Raw genomic sequence first — 16,715 nt, forward strand, 5'->3', positions numbered from 1 at the left:
CCATGCTTTCGCATGGGCCCCTTCCCTCCCCCGCCTTCGGCAGGAGAGGGAGTTGATCGCATGACAGTATAAGTCCCCTCTCCCGCAAAGCGGGGGAGGGTTAGGGAGGGGGCAATAGCGTCGCCCTACTCCGCCGCGTGGCGATGGCCGGCGTGGCGGCCCTCGCAGAACTCCTCGATCATCTTGCGGCAGAAGGCCGGAATGTCGTCGGGCTTGCGCGAGGTGACCAGACCATGGTCGGTCACCACCTGCTCGTCGACCCAGGTCGCGCCCGCGTTGCGCAGGTCGGTCTGCAGCGACGGCCAGGAGGTCATGCGCTTGCCGCGCACGCCGCCGGCGTCAATCAGCGTCCAGGGACCGTGACAAATTGCGGCGATGGGACGATCCGAAGTCACGAAGCTCTTCACGAACTCGATTGCCTTCGGTTCCAGCCGCAAACTGTCCGGATTCATCACGCCGCCCGGCAGCATCAGCGCGTCGTAGCGGCCGGCATCGGCTTGGTCGAGCGTCACATCGACATCGACCTTGTCGCCGCGGTCATGGTGGTTCCAGCCCTGGATTTGCCCGCTTTTCGGGGCAACCACATGCACGGTGGCACCGGCGTCGCGCAGGGCCTTCACCGGCTCGGTCAGTTCCACCTGTTCGAAACCATCGGTGGCGAGAACGGCCACGGTCTTTCCGTTAAGGTTCTGAGCCATGGAGGGGCCTCCTTCGCTGTTGGTCATGCCGCAGCAACCGGATTACCCCTGCATCGTTCCCTGGGAACTGTCCTGCAATTCCCATGTTGATTGTGACATACGAGACACACATCAGCGAAGGGAGCCCGAATCATGCGGTTCCAGACCCTGTTGGCCGGCCTTGCGCTGGCAGCGACCCTGCCATTCGCCCACGTCGAGTCGGTCCAAGCCGCCGATCCGCGCACCGGCGACGATCTTGTCGGGCTCGAAGTGACCGGTCTGCTCGGCGAGGAGTTGGGCCAGATCGTTTCCGTTTCGCCCGGCGCCGACGGCAAGGACACCAGCATCCTGGTCGAGGCCAGCGGCATGCTGGATGTCGGCCACCGCTTCTTCACCGTCTCCCGATCGCAGCTGTCGCCGGGCGAGGACGTGGACACCGTCACCTACAAGAAGACGGCGAAGGACGTGATCCGCCGTATTCACAACGACACCCAGGTCGCGGAGCGCTGAGCCGGCGCCCCGCGCGCCGTCCGGCGGCTCACGGCAGTTCGTCTCAGGCCGGTTCGTCTGGGTGGCAGGGTTTGCAGCCGGTAGGCCAGGGCTCGCCCAGATCCTCCACCACCATACGCCAGGACTCCCCGTCCAGGTGGACGCAGCCGCCGCCGGCGAAATGCAGGGCGATTCCGCCCTCCATCGTCTCCATCGACAGCAATTCCAAGATCCGGCCGCGGTCCTTCAGATCGAAGCCGCGCAGCTTGGCGCCGGTCACCCCATCCACCCGCACGCCGCAATGGACGCGCTCGTAGGGAGCCAGATCGTCGTCGTCGGCGGCGGGGCCGGGACGCGGGCGGTCGGCGGCCTCCCAGCGGAAGCGGTTGACGACCATGACGAACCGCTTGTCGTCGGGCTGGAAGCACATGTCGCCGACCGGCAGGATGGCGTCCTGCAGGCAGGCGGAGACGACCTTCAGGTCCTCCTCGTCTTCGGCGCGCAGGCGGATCGGGGTCATGGCTGAGGCCGTCATGGTCGTGGGCACCTCTCGGGAATGGCCAACCTTATCGGGATGGCGGAGGGGCGCCCCCGCCGCTTACTCGTCGCCGCCGTGGATGCGTTCGATCTCCGCACCGCAAGCGGCCAGCTTCTCCTCCACCCGCTCATAACCGCGGTCGAGGTGGTAGACGCGGTTGACCATCGTCTCCCCCTCCGCCGCCAGCCCGGCAAGCACCAGCGACACCGAAGCGCGCAGGTCCGTCGCCATCACGGGCGCACCGGTCAGCCTCTCCACACCGCGCACCAGGGCCGACGAGCCGTGGACCGTGATCCGCGCACCCATGCGCGTCAGCTCCGGCGCGTGCATGAAGCGATTCTCGAAGATCGTTTCCGTGATCATCGCCGCGCCCTTCGCCGTGCACATCAGGGCCATCATCTGGGCCTGAAGGTCGGTGGGGAAGCCCGGGAACGGCTCGGTCATCACATCGACGCCGTGCAGTTCGCCGTTCGCGCGCGACACGCGGATCCCGTTCTCGATCTCCTCGAAGGCGACGCCGGCCGGAGCCAGCGCCTTGACCGCCGCTTTGATCAAATCGAGACGGGTGTTCATGATGTCAAGACGGCCACCGGTGATCGCCGCGGCCATGGCGTAGGTGCCGGTCTCGATGCGGTCGGCCACCACCATGTGGCGGGCGGCATGCAGCCGGTCGACACCCTCGATCACCAGCCGGTCGGTGCCGATGCCGGTGATCTTGGCGCCCATCTTGACCAGACATTCGGCGAGGTCGGTCACTTCCGGCTCGCGCGCGGCGTTGACCAGGATGGTGGTGCCCTTGGCCAGGGTGGCGGCCATCAGCAGGTTCTCGGTCGCGCCGACCGACACCTTGGGGAAGACGTATTCCGCACCGCTCAGGCCGCCGGCCGGAGCCTTGGCGACGATATAGCCCGCCTCGATCCGGATGTCGGCGCCCATCGCCTCCAGCCCCTTGATGTGCAGGTCCACCGGACGCGCACCGATGGCGCAGCCGCCGGGCAGCGACACCTTGGCCTCGCCGCAGCGGGCCAGCAGCGGACCGAGCACCAGCACGCTGGCGCGCATCTTGCGCACCAGATCATAGGGAGCGGTGGTGTTGGTGACGTCCCGCGCGGTGAAGTCCACGGCGCGTCCGGCGCAATCGCCCCCCGCCCCGGCCATGTGGATCGCCACGCCATGCTGCAGCAGCAGATTGCACAGCGTGTTGATGTCGGCCAGGATCGGCAGGTTGGTCAGCGTCAGCGTCTCGTCGGTGAGAAGCGACGCCGTCATCAGCGGCAGGGCGGCGTTCTTGGCGCCACCAACGGTGATGGAGCCGTTCAGCGGGCGGCCGCCGCGGATGCGGATCTTGTCCATGGACCTGTTTCTTTCGCGGATACGCGTCGATGAGCGATCGGAGTTAGGAGTGCTCAGAGCCGGGGCAGCGTGACGCCCTTCTGCCCCATGTATTTGCCGGACTTGTCGGCGTAGGACACCTCGCACACGCTGTCGCCCTTCAGGAACAGGAACTGGCACAGCCCCTCGTTCGCGTAGACCTTGGCGGGCAGCGGGGTGGTGTTGGAGATCTCCAACGTGACGTGGCCTTCCCACTCCGGCTCCAGCGGGGTGACGTTCACGATCAGGCCGCAGCGGGCATAGGTGCTCTTGCCCAGGCAGATGACCAGAACGTCGCGCGGGATGCGGAAATACTCCACCGTGCGGGCCAGCGCGAAGCTGTTGGGCGGAATGATGCAGACATCGGTCTTGCGGTCGACAAAGCTCGAATCGTCGAAGCGCTTCGGATCGACGATGGCGTTGTCGACGTTGGTGAAGATCTTGAACTCGTCGGCGACCCGGGCGTCGTAGCCGTAGGACGACACGCCGTAGGAAATCACGCCTTCGCGCTTCTGGGTCTCGACGAAGGGCTCGATCATGCCCTTGGTCTCGGCCATCTCGCGGATCCAGCTGTCCGGCATGATGCCCATCGCGGGGGTACTCCTTGGCGTATCGATTGGGTGGAGGGAGGTTGAGGCTGGTTTGTAGCCGAGCGCGCGGCAAGGCTCAAGAAAAGCCGGGCCGCTTGTGGTGCATGGACGGTTCTTTATCACGGCGCTGGTCTTTGGCACCGCAAGGGCTAAGCTTCGCCCCATGACACAGAGCTTCACCCTGTCCGTGACGGACACCCCCGCCCCGGCCGACCTGGCCGGAGTCTTCGAGGGCCTGCGCGCCTACAACGAGGCGTCGCTCGGCCGCGCTTACGACCGCCGTGATTTGGTTGTGGCCGCCCGCGATGCGGACGGCACGCTGAAGGGCGGGCTGGTCGGCTACACCCTCTGGGACTGGCTGTATGTCGACCTGCTGTGGGTGGACGACTCCACCCGCGGCAGCGGCCTCGGCGGCCGGCTGCTGGCCGCGGCGGAAGCCGAGGCGAAGACGCGCGGCTGCCGCTGGTCACGGCTCTACACCTACGACTTCCAGGCGCCGGGCTTCTACCCGAAGCAGGGCTATGAGGTGTGGGCGGAGATGGAGGGCTATCCGCCGGGACACAAGCAGATCTGGTTCAGGAAGGATTTGATGTAGGGCTTGTCGCGGCCTGATGGCCGCTCGCCCCCTCCCCAACCCTCCCCCGCCTTCGGCAGGAGAGGGTGCCTTATGCGAAGCGGCGGCAGTCCCCTCTCCCGCGTTAGCGGGGGAGGGTTAGGGAGGGGGCATCAGCGCCTAACGCCCCACTCACTCCCCCCGCTGCCGCGCCTGCTCCTTGCGCTTGCGCAGATTCTCGCGCAGGCGGGCGGCAAGCCGCTCATCACGGTCTTTCACCGCCGGCTTCGGCTTCGCCGGGGCCGGCGGGGTGCTCATCGTCTCGGCGGTGTCGTCCATCGGCGCGGCTCCGCCCAGGGGATCAGTGGTCGGAATGATGCAGAATCTGGTCGCGCAGGCCGGTGTCGTACTCGACGCCGGTGGCGGTCAGGATCGCGGCGCCGGGGGTGCGCTTCACGATGCCCTTGCGCTCCAGGATGGTCCAGACCGCGTCGTTCTGCAGTCCGGTGGCGTCCTTGGCGGCGACCACGGCATGGCCGAGGTGGAAGTGGTTGCCGTGAGCGTGCGGCAGGGAGGTGATCTGGAAGCCCCCCTCCTCATCCTCGGCCGGAGCGTTCTCCAGACGGGCGATCTCCTGCAGAAGGGTCAGGGTGCGCAGCTGCAGCGGGTTCAGGTTCAGCGGATTCTTCTTCGGGGGCATCGATGGTCCCATCGGTCCTGGTGTGTCGCGGTCGCGCAGTAGACCGGCAGGTCGGATCGGCTGTCAAGCGTGCGAACCGGTCACAAGATACCCATGGATGCAGGCTGGCGCCCCGCCCGCCGCTGGGGCATAAGACCGTCGGACCATCGTCATATCAAGGTGTCGGACCATGACCATCCTCGTCACCGGGGCCGCCGGCTTCATCGGATCGCATGTCGCGGCGGCTCTGCTGGACCGCGGGGAGAGCGTGCTCGGCCTCGACAACCTGAACGACTACTACGCGGTGGCGCTGAAGGAGGCGCGGCTGGCCCGGCTGACCGGCCGGCCCGGCTTTCGCTTCATCAGGGCCGACATCTCCGACCGCGCGACGGTGGAGGGGCTGTGGCCGCAGTTCGGCGACGTCACGGGCGTGGTCCATCTGGCGGCACAGCCGGGCGTGCGCTATTCGATCGAGAACCCCTATGCCTATGTCGACGCCAATGTCACCGGTCAGGTAACTCTGCTGGAGGCGGCGCGGCGCATGCCGGGGCTGAAGCATTTCGTCTACGCCTCGACTTCTTCGGTCTACGGCGCCAACCGCAAGATGCCGTTCTCGGTGGAGGACCGGGTGGACAGCCCGGTGTCGGTCTATGCCGCCACCAAGAAGGCGGCGGAGATGCTGGCCTTTACCTACAGCCATCTCTACCAGATGCCGGCGACCGGCCTGCGCTTCTTCACCGTCTATGGTCCGTGGAGCCGCCCGGACATGGCAACCTGGCTGTTCGCCGACGCCATCACCGCCGGCCGGCCGATCCGCGTCTTCAACGGCGGCAAGATGAAGCGCGACTTCACCTATATCGACGACATCGTCGCCGGCGTGCTGGCCGCCCTCGACCGCCCGGCCCCGGTGGATGCCGAGACCGGCGCCCCGCACCGCGTCTTCAACCTCGGCAACAACCGGTGCGAGGAGCTGATGCGCTTCATCACCGTGCTGGAGCAGGCTTTCGGCCGCGAAGCGGTAAAGGTGATGGAGCCTATGCAGGCCGGCGACGTGCAGGAGACTGCCGCCGACATCGAACTGAGCCGCCAAGTGCTGGGCTTCGAACCGAAGACCCCGATCGAGATCGGCCTGCCCCGCTTCGTGGAGTGGTACAAGGGCTATCACAAGCTCTGAGCCTTCCCCTTTCCTCCACCGTCCGAGCCACCATGACCTCCACCGCCTATTCGTCCGCGCTGATCGGTGTCTTCGTGCTGTGTCTGGCCGTCGGCTGGTACCTGTCGACGCGGGTGCTGCGCTATCTGCTCGCCAGCAGCATCATGGACATTCCGAACGAGCGGTCGAGCCATCAGGCCCCCACCCCGCGCGGCGGCGGCTGGGCGGTGATGCTGACGGTGGTGCCGGTCTTCGCCATCGCCGGGATCGCCTTCGGCCGGCCGTTGGAGACCGGGGCGGTGCTGCTGGGCACGCTGGCGCTGATGGGGGTGTCGTGGATGGATGACCGGCGCACTCTGTCGCCGCTGCTGCGGCTGGCGGTGCAGGCGCTGGCGGTGGCCTTCGGGCTGCTGGCGCTGCCGTCCGACCAGCTTGTGTGGCAGGGCTGGCTGCCCTGGGGGCTGGACCGGGCGGCGACGGCCTTCCTGTGGCTGTGGTTCGTCAACCTCTACAATTTCATGGACGGGATCGACGGGCTGGCCGGCAGCGAAACCATCCTGATCGGCGGCGGCGTGGCGCTGGTGTCGCTGGTGATGGGCGATTTCGGGCTGACCGGAGTCGCCGGGGCGGCGTTGGCCGGGGCGGCGGCGGGGTTCCTGACCCACAACTGGCGGCCAGCCCGCATGTTCATGGGCGATGTCGGCAGCATCCCGCTCGGCCACATCCTGGCCTTCCTGCTGGCCTCGCTGGCGGCGCGCGGCGATTGGGCGGCGGCGCTGATCCTGCCGGCCTATTACCTGACCGACGCCACCATCACGCTGCTGCGCCGGCTGCTGCGCGGCGAGAAGATCTGGCAGGCCCACCGCGAGCATTTCTATCAGAAGGCCGCCAAGGGTGCCGGCCGGCATGACCGGGTGGTGCTGACCATCATCGGCTATAGCCTCGTCCTCGTCGTGGCTGCGCTGGCTGCCGGGACCTACGGTGCCTGGACGCTGGCGCCGGGCGCGGTCACCGTCGCGCTGCTGCTGGCGACGCTGACGCGCATGTCGAAGGCCTGATCCTCATGACCACCGCCTTCCTCGACCTCTCCGTCGTTCTCTACCATCCCGATCCGGAGCTTTTGGCCCGCTCGCGCGACACCATCGGTGCCGCGGCCGACCGGCTGGCCGAAGGAGCCGGGGTGCGGACCCGGCTGTGGATCATCGACAATGGGGCCCCGGAGGGCAGCGACGCGGCGTCGAACCCGTTCCTGCCGCTGTTGGACCGCTATGCCGAGTCCGGCCGGCCACCGGTGACGCTGATCGCGGGGCATGGCAATGTCGGCTACGGCGCCGGGCACAATCTGGCGATCCGGCAGGGCGATGCGCCCTATCACCTGATCCTGAACTACGACATTCTGCTGGAGCCGGACGCTCTGCTGGCCGGCTGGCGCTATATGCAGGCGCACCCGCGCACGGTGTTGCTGACGCCCAAGGTGTTCGGCCCGTCGGGAGAGCAGGAGTTCCTGTGCAAGCGCCGGCCGACCGTGCTGGATTTGGGCCTGCGCGCCTTCGCCCCTGCCGCGGTCAAGCGGATGTTCGCAAAGCGGCTCGACCGCTACGAGATGCGCGACGTCACGGGCGACAGCGTCGTCACCGGGCTGGAGCAGGTCAGCGGCGCCTTCATGCTGTTCCGGCGCGACGCGCTGACCCGGCTGGGCGGGTTCGACGACGGCTATTTTCTGTATTTCGAAGATTTCGACCTGTCGCGCCGGGCGATGGCGCTTGGCGAGATCGCCTATGTGCCTGACGTGCGCATGGTGCATTTCGGCGGCAAGGCGGCGCGCAAGGGCAGCGCGCATATCCGCATGTTCGCCCGGTCCGCCCTACGCTTTTTCAATACCCACGGATGGCGGCTGGTCTGAGCTGTGCGACTTCCGCAGCCCCGGACGGCCGCGGGTTTTCAGCAGCAGCGGGTTCCAGGCGATCATGCGGGCGACCTGCCCCAGCGTCGCCTTGCGGTTACGCTGGATGACGCGGCGCTTGGCCATCATGCGCGGCAGCCCGCACAGTGCGTCGCGGATGCCGCGACCGATGGCACCGGTGCGATCGCTGCCCAGGCTGCGGAACACCAGATAGACCACCAGCAGCGCATGGCCGGCGAAGGCCAGCGGCAGCAGCGGCAGCGGCATGTTCTTCACCATCGTCCACACCAGATTGCGGACGCCGTGATACTGGGCGAAGGTGCCGTACTGCTTGGACACGCCGCTGCTGACATGCTCCACCACCGCGTCGCCGACCTGCACGGCCGGACCGCCATTGAGGCGGATGCGGAAGCCGAGGTCGACATCCTCGCAATAGCAGAAGAAGTCCTCGTCGAAGCCGCCGACCGCCTCGAAATAGTCGCGCCGGTACATCGCGGCGGCGGCGCAGGGCGAGAAGACTTCACCGCTGTAATAGGGCGGCTTCAGCATGCGGCGATAATTGACCCGCCAGGCGAAGCCGAAAATGGAATACTGATCGCCCTCGCCATCGATCATGCGGGGGTCGTGCGAGAACAGCTGGGTCGAGCCGAACATCGCCACGTCGGGCTGCGCATGGGCGGCGGCCTGCAGCCGCTCCATCCAGTCGCGGCGCGGGAAGGCGTCGGGATTCAGCGTGACGATCCAGGGGACGGTGGCGCCGGCGGCGCCGATGTTGTTGGCCTTGGCGAAGCCGACATTGCTGTCCAGCCGGACCATGCGGAATCGCGGATCAGCGGGCAAGGCGATCCCGTCGACATCCTTCGACGCATTGTCGACGATCACCACCTCGAAGGCGGGATCGGTCTGGTCGAGCAGACAGCCAATGACGCGATTGACGAATTCGGCGCAGTTAAAGCTGACGATGATGATCCGGCTGTGCCGATCATTTGCACCGTCCACAATGTGTGACATGTCTTGGTAGCGTCCTTATTCACGCGTCCCTTTCCAGCTTATAGCCATTCCCACCACCAACCGAAAGCCGGAAAAGGGTTCTGGGACTTTGCGCCGTGGCGTCACCCGGCCAAACCGGATACTAAGGCATGGTTCAGTCCATGACACGATACCAGCACGGACATTCCCGCCCATGCGCGTTCTCCTGACCGGCGCCACCGGCTTCGTCGGCCGCCACACCGTCCCGCTGCTGGTTGCCCGCGGACACCATGTGCGCGCCGCCCTGCGCAGCGCCAAGGAAGGGCCGTGGGAGCCGGCGGTGGTCGGCGACATCGGCCCCGACACCGACTGGACCGCGGCGCTGGAAGGTATCGATGCGGTGATCCACATGGCGGCCCGCGTCCATGTGATGCGCGACAAGGCCGCCGACCCGCTGGCCGAATTCCGCCGCGTCAACACCGCCGGCACCGTCCGGCTGGCGGAGCAGGCGGCAGCGGCCGGCGTGAAGCGTTTCGTCTTCCTCAGCAGCATCAAGGCGATGGTCGACGAAAGCCGCCCCACCCCGCTGGGCGCCGCAACGCCGCCCGACCCGCACAGCCCCTATGGCATCTCCAAGCTGGAGGCCGAGCAGGCTCTGGCCGCGATCTCCGCCCGCACCGGCATGGAAGTGGCGGTGATCCGCCCGCCGCTGGTCTATGGACCCGGCGCCGCCGGCAACATGCGGGCCCTGGTGAAGCTGGTGGCGACCGGCCTGCCGCTGCCGCTCGGCGGCATCCACAACCGGCGGAGCCTGATCTATGTCGGCAACCTCGCCGACGCGGTGGTGACGGTGCTGGAGCATCCGGATGCCGCCGGCGGGACCTTCCTGGTCCAGGATGGCGAGCCGGTTTCGACCGCCGATCTGGTGCGCGCCATCGCCGCGGCGCTGGGCCGGCCGGCGCGGCTGGTTCCGGTGCCGCGCGGCCTGATGGCGCTGGGGGCGGCGCTGACCGGCACGCGCGCGGTGTTCGACCGGCTGGCCGGCACGCTGACGGTGGATGACGGTCCCATCCGTGAAAGGCTCGGCTGGCGCCCGCCCTATGACCTTGCGTCCGGGTTGCGCGCCACAGCGGAATGGTTCAAAGCTTCCCGCGGCTGATTACCCGGCCGAATCGGCGATGGCCGGCTTCGGCCCCCGGTTCTCAAGGCCGAACGAATGAACAAGGTTTAGCGGCATGCGTATCCCGTCCGCACGGGCATCCCTGGTTTTCCTGCATGATCTAGTGATGACCGGAGTGGCCCTGGTCGTCGCCCTGTACCTGCGGGTGGGCGGCTCCGCCTTCGGTCTGTATTTCGATGCGCTGGTCATCGCGCTGCCGACACTGGTCGGCATTTCAGCAGCCGTTTTCGTGCTGTTCGGCCTGTACCGCGGCATCTGGCGCTACGCCTCCATTCCCGACCTGATACAGGTGGTACGCGCCGTCACCGTGGCAGTGCTGTGTTTCGTCCTGGCGATGTTCCTGCTGACGCGCGCCGAACTCCTGCCACGCTCCCTGCCGCCGATCCTGTGGCTGGTGCAGATGCTTCTGCTCGGCGGGCCGCGCTTCGCCTACCGCTTCATGAAAGACCGTCGCTTCAGCTGGGCCGAGGCGGTGGAGGGCGTGCCGCGCATCCCCGTCCTGCTGCTGGGCGTCGGCGACGCGGCGGAGCTGTTCATCCGCTCGCTCGACCAGCCGGGCCAGTCGGCCTATCGCGTCGTCGGCATCCTGGACGACAAAGGCCGGCGCATTGGCCACGCGGTGCGCGGCGTGCCGGTCCTGGGTGGCCCGGACGATCTGGAGCAGGTGGTCCGCACGCTGGAACGCAAGGGCGAACGGCCGCAGCGGCTGATCATCACCAAGGGCAATGCCGAGTTGAAAGGTGCGATGCTGCGCAGCTTGCTCGACCGGGCGGAGGCACAGGGGCTGGTCATGTCCCGCCTGCCCAGCCTGACCGAGTTCAAGTCGGCGCTCGGCGAAGGCAAGGGCGTGGAGGTGCGGCCGATCGCGCTGGAGGATCTGCTGGGCCGGCCGCAGGCGGTGCTGGACCGCGGCGCCATTTCCGGGCTGATCGGTGGGCGGCGGGTGATCGTCACCGGTGCCGGCGGCACCATCGGCAGCGAGTTGGTCCGCCAGATCGCCACGCTGGGGCCGGAGCGGCTGATCCTGCTCGATGCCGGGGAGTTCAACCTCTACAGCATCGAGATGGAGGTGCGGGAGAAGTTCCCCGGCCTCGACACCCGCGCGGTGATCGCCGACGTGCGCGACCGCGACCGCATCATGCGCCTGTTCCAGGACGAGCGCCCAGCCCTGGTCTTCCACGCCGCGGCACTGAAGCATGTGCCGCTGGTGGAGGCCAACCCGTGCGAGGGCGCGCTGACCAACGTCATCGGCACCCGCAACGTGGCGGACGCCGCGCGCGCCGCTGGCTGCCTCGCCATGGTGCTGATCTCCACCGACAAGGCGATCCGCCCGACCAGCGTCATGGGCGCCGCCAAGCGCTTCGCCGAGACCTACTGCCAGGCGCTGGACGTTCTGCCGCCGCGCGACGCGACGGAACAGGCCACCCGCTACATGACCGTGCGCTTCGGCAATGTGCTGGGCTCCTCCGGCTCGGTGGTGCCGCTGTTCACCCGCCAGTTGGCGCAGGGCGGGCCGCTGACCGTCACCCATCCCGACATGCGCCGCTATTTCATGACGGTGCGCGAGGCGGTGGAACTGGTTCTGCAGGCCTCCGCCCACGGCGCCACCCGCGCGGAGGATCGCGGCAAGATCCTGGTGCTGGACATGGGCGAGCCGGTGAAGATCGCCGACCTCGCCCGCCAGATGATCCGGCTGGCCGGCTACCGGCCGGGCGTCGACATCGAGATCGCCTACACCGGCCTGCGCCCCGGCGAGAAGCTGTTCGAGGAAATCCTGACCGCGGCGGAGGCGCCGAGCCGCACCGAGGCCGACGGCGTCTTCCTCGCCTCCCCCCGGCTGATCGACTATGCGCTGATCAACCGCGCGGTGGGCGAGTTGGAGGCGGCGGCGCGCACCGGCGACGGCGAGCGGGTTCTGTCGATCCTGGGCACCGTCGTGCCCGATTTCCGCGCCGAGGCGGTGCTTCCGTCCGCTGCGACGCAGGCGTGATCCGGGGCTTTATTCCGGTCGCGAAAAAAAGTGGGTCGCGGAGTGATTTTAAGCGCTTGCATCCCCCAAAGGCCTGTGGCATAACCCGCGCCACTTCGGGGGGCGGCCAAGCCTGGACGCCTCACCCGGACGCATCGCCCCGGCGATGATCGGTTATCGGGGCTGCCGTAGCTCAGTGGTAGAGCACTCCCTTGGTAAGGGAGAGGTCGAGAGTTCAATCCTCTCTGGCAGCACCATTCCTCCGATCCTGTCATCAGGCGTTCGTATCCGGCGCTGCCGTAGCTCAGTGGTAGAGCACTCCCTTGGTAAGGGAGAGGTCGAGAGTTCAATCCTCTCTGGCAGCACCATCCTCCTCTTTAAAAACTCCCTTAAAAAATCAGCGCATCGCTTCCTTGACCTTGCCGCCGAAAGGCCGCAAGAAACGCGCGCCACCGCTTTGCGGTCGCGGGTTCGTTTCGGGAGGATGTCACCATGGCCGGCAACAGCTTCGGCACGCTTTTCCGCTTCACCACCTGGGGCGAGAGCCACGGTCCGGCCATCGGCGTCGTCGTGGACGGCTGCCCGTCGCTGATCGACCTCGTGGCGGAAACGGACATCCAGCCCTGGATGGACAAGCGTCGGCCCGGCCAGTCGCGCTATACCACCCAGCGCCAGGAACCCGATCAGGTGAAGATCCTGTCCGGCGTGTTCGAGGGCAAGACGACCGGCACACCGATCTCGCTGCTGATCGAGAACACCGACCAGCGTTCCAAGGACTACAGCGACATCGCCGGCAAATTCCGTCCCGGCCATGCCGACTACACCTATTGGCAGAAATACGGCATCCGCGACTATCGCGGCGGCGGTCGCTCCTCGGCGCGGGAAACCGCCTGCCGGGTCGCCGCCGGCGCGGTGGCGCGCAAGGTGCTGGGTTCCGCCATCCAGGTACGCGGCGCCCTGGTGCAGATCGGACCGCACAAGATCGACCGCAGCCGCTGGGACTGGGCGGAGATCGACAACAACCCCTTCTTCTGCCCCGACCCGGTCGCCGCCACCCGGTGGGCCGAGTATCTCGACGGCATCCGCAAGAGCGGCTCTTCCGTCGGCGCCGTGGTGGAATTGGTGGCGTCTGGCGTGCCCGTGGGGCTGGGCGACCCGCTCTATGACAAGCTGGACAGCGACCTCGCCTGCGCGATGATGACGATCAACGCGGTGAAGGGGGTGGAGATCGGCAACGGCTTCGCCGCCGCGGAACTGACCGGCGAGCTGAACGCCGACGAAATGCGCATGGGCGCCGACGGCCAGCCGCAGTTCCTGTCCAACAATGCCGGCGGCATCCTGGGTGGCATCTCCACCGGACAGGACATCGTCGTGCGCTTCGCGGTGAAGCCGACCAGCTCTATCCTGACGCCGCGCCAGACGGTCGACACCGCCGGCAACGACACCGACATCCTGACCAAGGGCCGCCACGACCCCTGCGTCGGCATCCGCGCCGTCCCCGTGGGCGAGGCGATGATGGCCTGCGTGCTGGCCGACCACCTGCTGCGCCGCCGGGCGGAACGGCGGGAGTGATCGCCCCATGCTCGTCCCCCGCCACGGACAGCGCCTGATCCTCGCCCTGGCGATGCTGATCGCCACTGCTGCGGCGGCCATGGCAGCCGACAAGCCGTTCCGGGAATTCGACGAGACCTTCAAGTCCTGGAAGCTCTACTGCCAGTTCTGGACCGGCACGCGGCAGGTGGAGTGCGAGCTGACCGCCCGCGGCACCAACGACCGCACCGCCCGGTTGGTCTGGCTGCGCTCGACCGACAAATGGCGCGAGGGGCTGCGTTTCCGCGTGACTGCCGAATCGCTGGACCTCGACAAGTTGGTTCGGGTCTGGGCCGACCGGGCGGTGTTCAAGCCCGACTCCCCCTGCAAGCCTTACCGGTTCGAGACCAACACCTGCGCCGTGACCGATCCCGACATCAACCGCCGCATGGTGGAGAAGATGACTCCGGCGCCGGAGGTCTCCATTGTCGGCCAGTCGCCGGCCGGAGAGAAGACGGAGGTCCGCTTCCCCCTCGCCGGCTTCCGCGAGGCGCTGGAGCGCAGCGACGCCATCCGCGCGATGGCAGGCAGACCGTGGGCGACGAGCCCTGATGGCGATTGATCCCTATATAGCCATACCAGCGACAAGAACCGACGGACTGCCCGCCCAGTGACCGACAGCCATTTCCCCAGCAAGGACACCATCCTCGCCTTCATCCGGTCCAGCACCACCCCGGTCGGCAAGCGCGAGATCGCCCGTGCCTTCAAGCTGTCCGGATCAGCCGACCGCGAGACGTTGAAGGACCTGCTGCGCGAGTTGGAGGCGGACGGCGCGGTGGAGCGTGGCCGCAACAAGCGCATGGCCCCGCCGCAGGCGCTGCCCGCCGTCGCCGTGCTGCTGGTCACCGGCGCCGATGCGGAGGGCGAGTTGTCGGCCCGCCCGCTGACCTGGACCGGCGAGGGCGACCCGCCGCGCATCTTCCTGCTGCCGGAAAAGAAGTCGCGGGGGGAGGACAAGCCGCTGGCGGTCGGCGACACGCTGCTGGCGAAGCTCGCCCGCATCAACGACCGCCTGTACGAGGCCCGCGTCATCCGCCGCATTGACGGGGAGCGTGAGGGCCGCATCCTCGGCGTCTACCGGCCAAGCGCCGATGGCGGGCGCATCCACCCGACCGACCGCCGCCACAAGACCGAGTTCCTGGTGCTGCCGCCCAATCGCGGCGAGGCCGAAGCGGGCGATCTCGTCTTCGCCGACATCCTGCCGGCCGGGCGTGCCGGCCAGCCGCAGGCCCGTGTGGTGGAACGGCTGGGCTCCACCGACGAGCCGCGCGCCTTCAGCCTGATCGCCATCCATGCCCACGGCATCCCCACCGCCTTCCCGCATGCCGCCTTGCGCGAAGCGGAACTGGCGGCGGTGCCGGCGCTGATGCAGCGTGAGGATCTGCGCGACATCCCGCTGGTGACCATCGACGGCGCCGATGCCCGCGACTTCGACGACGCGGTGTGGGCGGAGCCGGACAGCGACCCGGAGAACCCGGAAGGCTGGCACCTGATCGTCGCCATCGCCGACGTGTCCTATTACGTACGCCCTGGGTCGGCGCTGGACCGGACGGCGTACGAGCGCGGCAACTCGGTGTACTTCCCCGACCGCGTCGTGCCGATGCTGCCGGAAGCGCTGTCGAACGGCCTGTGTTCGCTCCGGCCGGGGGAGGATCGTGCCTGTCTGGCCTTCCACCTGTGGATCGACCGCAGCGGTGTGCTGATCCGGCATCGGCTGGTCCGCGGACTCATGCGGTCGGCGGCGCGACTGACCTATGAACAGGTGCAGGATTGCCACGACGGCCGGCCGGACGAGGAAACGGCGCCGCTGGCCGACGGCGTCATCGCCCCGCTGTTCGGCGCGTACGCCCGACTGGCCGCCGCCCGCGCCAAGCGCGGCACGTTGGAGTTGGACCTGCCCGAACGCCGGGTGCTGATCGACGAGCGCGGCAGGGTCGCCGAAATCGCCCGGCGCGAACGGCGCGACAGCCACCGGCTGATCGAGGAGTTCATGATCGCCGCCAACGTCGCGGCGGCGGAGGTGCTGGAACGGCGCACCATGCCCGGCCTCTACCGCATCCACGACCGCCCCTCGATGGACAAGATGGAGGCGCTGCGCGGCTTTCTGGCGGAGATCGGCCATCCGCTGGGCAAGAGCGCCGACCTGACGCCCAGCCACTTCACCCGCATCCTGCGCAAGGTGGAGGGCACCTCGCACGCGCCGCTGGTCAGCGAGGTGATCCTGCGCGCCCAGGCCCAAGCCGCCTACAGCCCGGACAACATCGGCCATTTCGGGCTGGCTCTGCACCGCTACGCCCATTTCACCTCGCCGATCCGCCGCTATGCCGACCTGATCGTCCACCGGGCGCTGATCCGCACGCTGGGGCTGGGCGTCGGCGGGCTGGACGACGAGACGCTGGGCCGGCTGGCGGAGATCGGCGAGCATCTGTCCGGCACCGAACGCCGTGCCGCGGTGGCGGAGCGCGATGCGGTGGACCGCTACACCGCCGCCTTCCTGGCCGACCGCGTGGGGGAACGCTTCAGCGGCCGCATCTCCGGCGTCAGCCGCTTCGGGCTGTTCGTTCGGCTGGACGAAAGCGGCGCCGACGGCCTGATCCCGGCCAGCAGCCTGCCCGACGACAGGTACGATCACGACGAGGCCGCACACGCGCTGGTCGGGCAGCGTACGGGGCGGACGTACCGCCTCAGCAGCCCGGTCAGGGTGGTGCTGGTGGAAGCAGATCCGGTCAGTGGCAGCACGCTCTTTCGGCTGGCCGACTCGATGTGACGACTCGGAAGCCGTCGGCACCGTTGCACAATGGCAACGCTTAAGCAATGTGGCCGAATCGTGGCCCAGCCAAGCTTTGGCCACATCCCCACCATACCAGCGTGACCTTGACGACACAGAATCGGACAATCCGCGACATTGTGGTGCGGCCCGCAATTTTGTCCCGCCCGGCCTCCTGAACGAAGGTGTATCTATCACCCATCCGGGATCGGCAACATCCTCGTCCGGTCCGGCTGCAGGAAAGGGAGGCCGCGGTTCGCCCCATGGCCCAGTTCGATCACAACCTG

17 protein-coding genes and 2 tRNA genes are annotated in these 16,715 nt (G+C 67.9%); 12 read left to right on the forward strand and 7 right to left on the reverse strand.

Features of this window, described 5'->3' with window-relative positions:
• Positions 1-125: 125 nt before the first annotated feature.
• Entirely contained in the window at positions 126-698 is a 573-nt protein-coding gene (locus M5E06_RS08810; RefSeq protein WP_252137876.1) for a type 1 glutamine amidotransferase domain-containing protein, read from the reverse strand.
• A gap of 132 nt (positions 699-830) precedes the next feature.
• Between M5E06_RS08810 and M5E06_RS08815 the strand changes: the two genes are divergently transcribed.
• Positions 831-1,187, forward strand: coding sequence for a hypothetical protein (locus tag M5E06_RS08815; RefSeq protein ID WP_252137877.1), 357 nt, complete (start codon positions 831-833; stop codon positions 1,185-1,187).
• A gap of 43 nt (positions 1,188-1,230) precedes the next feature.
• Here M5E06_RS08815 and M5E06_RS08820 read toward each other — a convergent pair whose 3' ends face one another.
• From M5E06_RS08820 to dcd, 3 genes are all read right to left on the reverse strand, one after another.
• Positions 1,231-1,701, reverse strand: a complete 471-nt coding sequence (locus tag M5E06_RS08820) for a DUF2948 family protein (RefSeq protein ID WP_252137878.1) — start codon at positions 1,699-1,701, stop codon at positions 1,231-1,233.
• 63 nt (positions 1,702-1,764) lie between these two features.
• Complete coding sequence (gene murA / locus M5E06_RS08825; RefSeq protein WP_252137879.1) at positions 1,765-3,057, reverse strand: UDP-N-acetylglucosamine 1-carboxyvinyltransferase; 1,293 nt, start codon at positions 3,055-3,057, stop codon at positions 1,765-1,767.
• Positions 3,058-3,110: 53 nt separating this feature from the next.
• On the reverse strand, positions 3,111-3,665 hold the full coding sequence (gene dcd / locus M5E06_RS08830; RefSeq protein ID WP_014248468.1) for a dCTP deaminase: 555 nt from the start codon (positions 3,663-3,665) through the stop codon (positions 3,111-3,113).
• Positions 3,666-3,828: 163 nt separating this feature from the next.
• On the opposite strand from dcd, the gene M5E06_RS08835 reads away from it, so the two are divergent.
• The gene (locus M5E06_RS08835) at positions 3,829-4,260 is read left to right on the forward strand and encodes a GNAT family N-acetyltransferase (RefSeq protein ID WP_252137880.1); all 432 of its coding nucleotides are present in this window, start codon (positions 3,829-3,831) and stop codon (positions 4,258-4,260) included.
• Between the two features lie 150 nt (positions 4,261-4,410).
• Here the strand turns inward: M5E06_RS08835 and M5E06_RS08840 are convergent, their stop codons facing one another.
• Both M5E06_RS08840 and M5E06_RS08845 read right to left on the reverse strand, forming a co-directional pair.
• Entirely contained in the window at positions 4,411-4,557 is a 147-nt protein-coding gene (locus M5E06_RS08840) for a hypothetical protein (RefSeq protein WP_199230972.1), read from the reverse strand.
• Between the two features lie 22 nt (positions 4,558-4,579).
• Entirely contained in the window at positions 4,580-4,918 is a 339-nt protein-coding gene (locus M5E06_RS08845; protein ID WP_109153473.1) for a hypothetical protein, read from the reverse strand.
• 169 nt (positions 4,919-5,087) lie between these two features.
• Here M5E06_RS08845 and M5E06_RS08850 point away from each other — a divergent pair, with 169 nt between their 5' ends.
• Genes M5E06_RS08850 through M5E06_RS08860 form a run of 3 tightly spaced genes read left to right on the forward strand, consistent with a single transcriptional unit; the run spans position 5,088 to position 7,953 of the window.
• Positions 5,088-6,071 carry an SDR family NAD(P)-dependent oxidoreductase gene (locus tag M5E06_RS08850; protein ID WP_252137881.1) on the forward strand — a complete coding sequence of 328 codons (984 nt, stop codon included), beginning with the start codon at positions 5,088-5,090 and terminating at the stop codon, positions 6,069-6,071.
• Positions 6,072-6,103: 32 nt separating this feature from the next.
• Positions 6,104-7,108 (forward strand): MraY family glycosyltransferase, encoded by a 1,005-nt coding sequence (locus M5E06_RS08855; protein WP_252137882.1) that lies wholly within the window; start codon positions 6,104-6,106, stop codon positions 7,106-7,108.
• A gap of 5 nt (positions 7,109-7,113) precedes the next feature.
• On the forward strand, positions 7,114-7,953 hold the full coding sequence (locus tag M5E06_RS08860; RefSeq protein WP_252137883.1) for a glycosyltransferase: 840 nt from the start codon (positions 7,114-7,116) through the stop codon (positions 7,951-7,953).
• Here the strand turns inward: M5E06_RS08860 and M5E06_RS08865 are convergent.
• Complete coding sequence (locus M5E06_RS08865; RefSeq protein WP_252137884.1) at positions 7,915-8,964, reverse strand: glycosyltransferase family 2 protein; 1,050 nt, start codon at positions 8,962-8,964, stop codon at positions 7,915-7,917. The genes M5E06_RS08860 and M5E06_RS08865 overlap by 39 nt on opposite strands.
• 172 nt (positions 8,965-9,136) lie before the next feature.
• Here M5E06_RS08865 and M5E06_RS08870 point away from each other — a divergent pair, with 172 nt between their 5' ends.
• From M5E06_RS08870 to rnr, 7 genes are all read left to right on the forward strand, one after another.
• Positions 9,137-10,081: a UDP-glucose 4-epimerase family protein gene (locus tag M5E06_RS08870; protein ID WP_252137885.1), complete on the forward strand. Its 945-nt coding sequence runs from the start codon at positions 9,137-9,139 to the stop codon at positions 10,079-10,081.
• Between the two features lie 76 nt (positions 10,082-10,157).
• On the forward strand, positions 10,158-12,092 hold the full coding sequence (locus M5E06_RS08875) for a polysaccharide biosynthesis protein (protein WP_252137886.1): 1,935 nt from the start codon (positions 10,158-10,160) through the stop codon (positions 12,090-12,092).
• A gap of 161 nt (positions 12,093-12,253) precedes the next feature.
• Positions 12,254-12,328 (forward strand) — tRNA-Thr (locus M5E06_RS08880).
• Between the two features lie 36 nt (positions 12,329-12,364).
• Positions 12,365-12,439 (forward strand) — tRNA-Thr (locus M5E06_RS08885).
• A gap of 124 nt (positions 12,440-12,563) precedes the next feature.
• Positions 12,564-13,643, forward strand: coding sequence for a chorismate synthase (gene aroC / locus M5E06_RS08890; protein ID WP_252137887.1), 1,080 nt, complete (start codon positions 12,564-12,566; stop codon positions 13,641-13,643).
• Positions 13,644-13,650: 7 nt separating this feature from the next.
• Positions 13,651-14,223: an invasion associated locus B family protein gene (locus tag M5E06_RS08895; RefSeq protein ID WP_252137888.1), complete on the forward strand. Its 573-nt coding sequence runs from the start codon at positions 13,651-13,653 to the stop codon at positions 14,221-14,223.
• A 48-nt stretch (positions 14,224-14,271) separates the two neighbouring features.
• A complete protein-coding gene (gene rnr, locus M5E06_RS08900) occupies positions 14,272-16,428 on the forward strand; it encodes a ribonuclease R (RefSeq protein WP_252137889.1) in 2,157 nt (718 codons plus the stop codon).
• Positions 16,429-16,715 lie beyond the last annotated feature (287 nt).

It is taken from the genome of Azospirillum sp. A1-3 (genome assembly GCF_023806445.1).
Classification (GTDB): Bacteria; Pseudomonadota; Alphaproteobacteria; order Azospirillales; family Azospirillaceae; genus Azospirillum.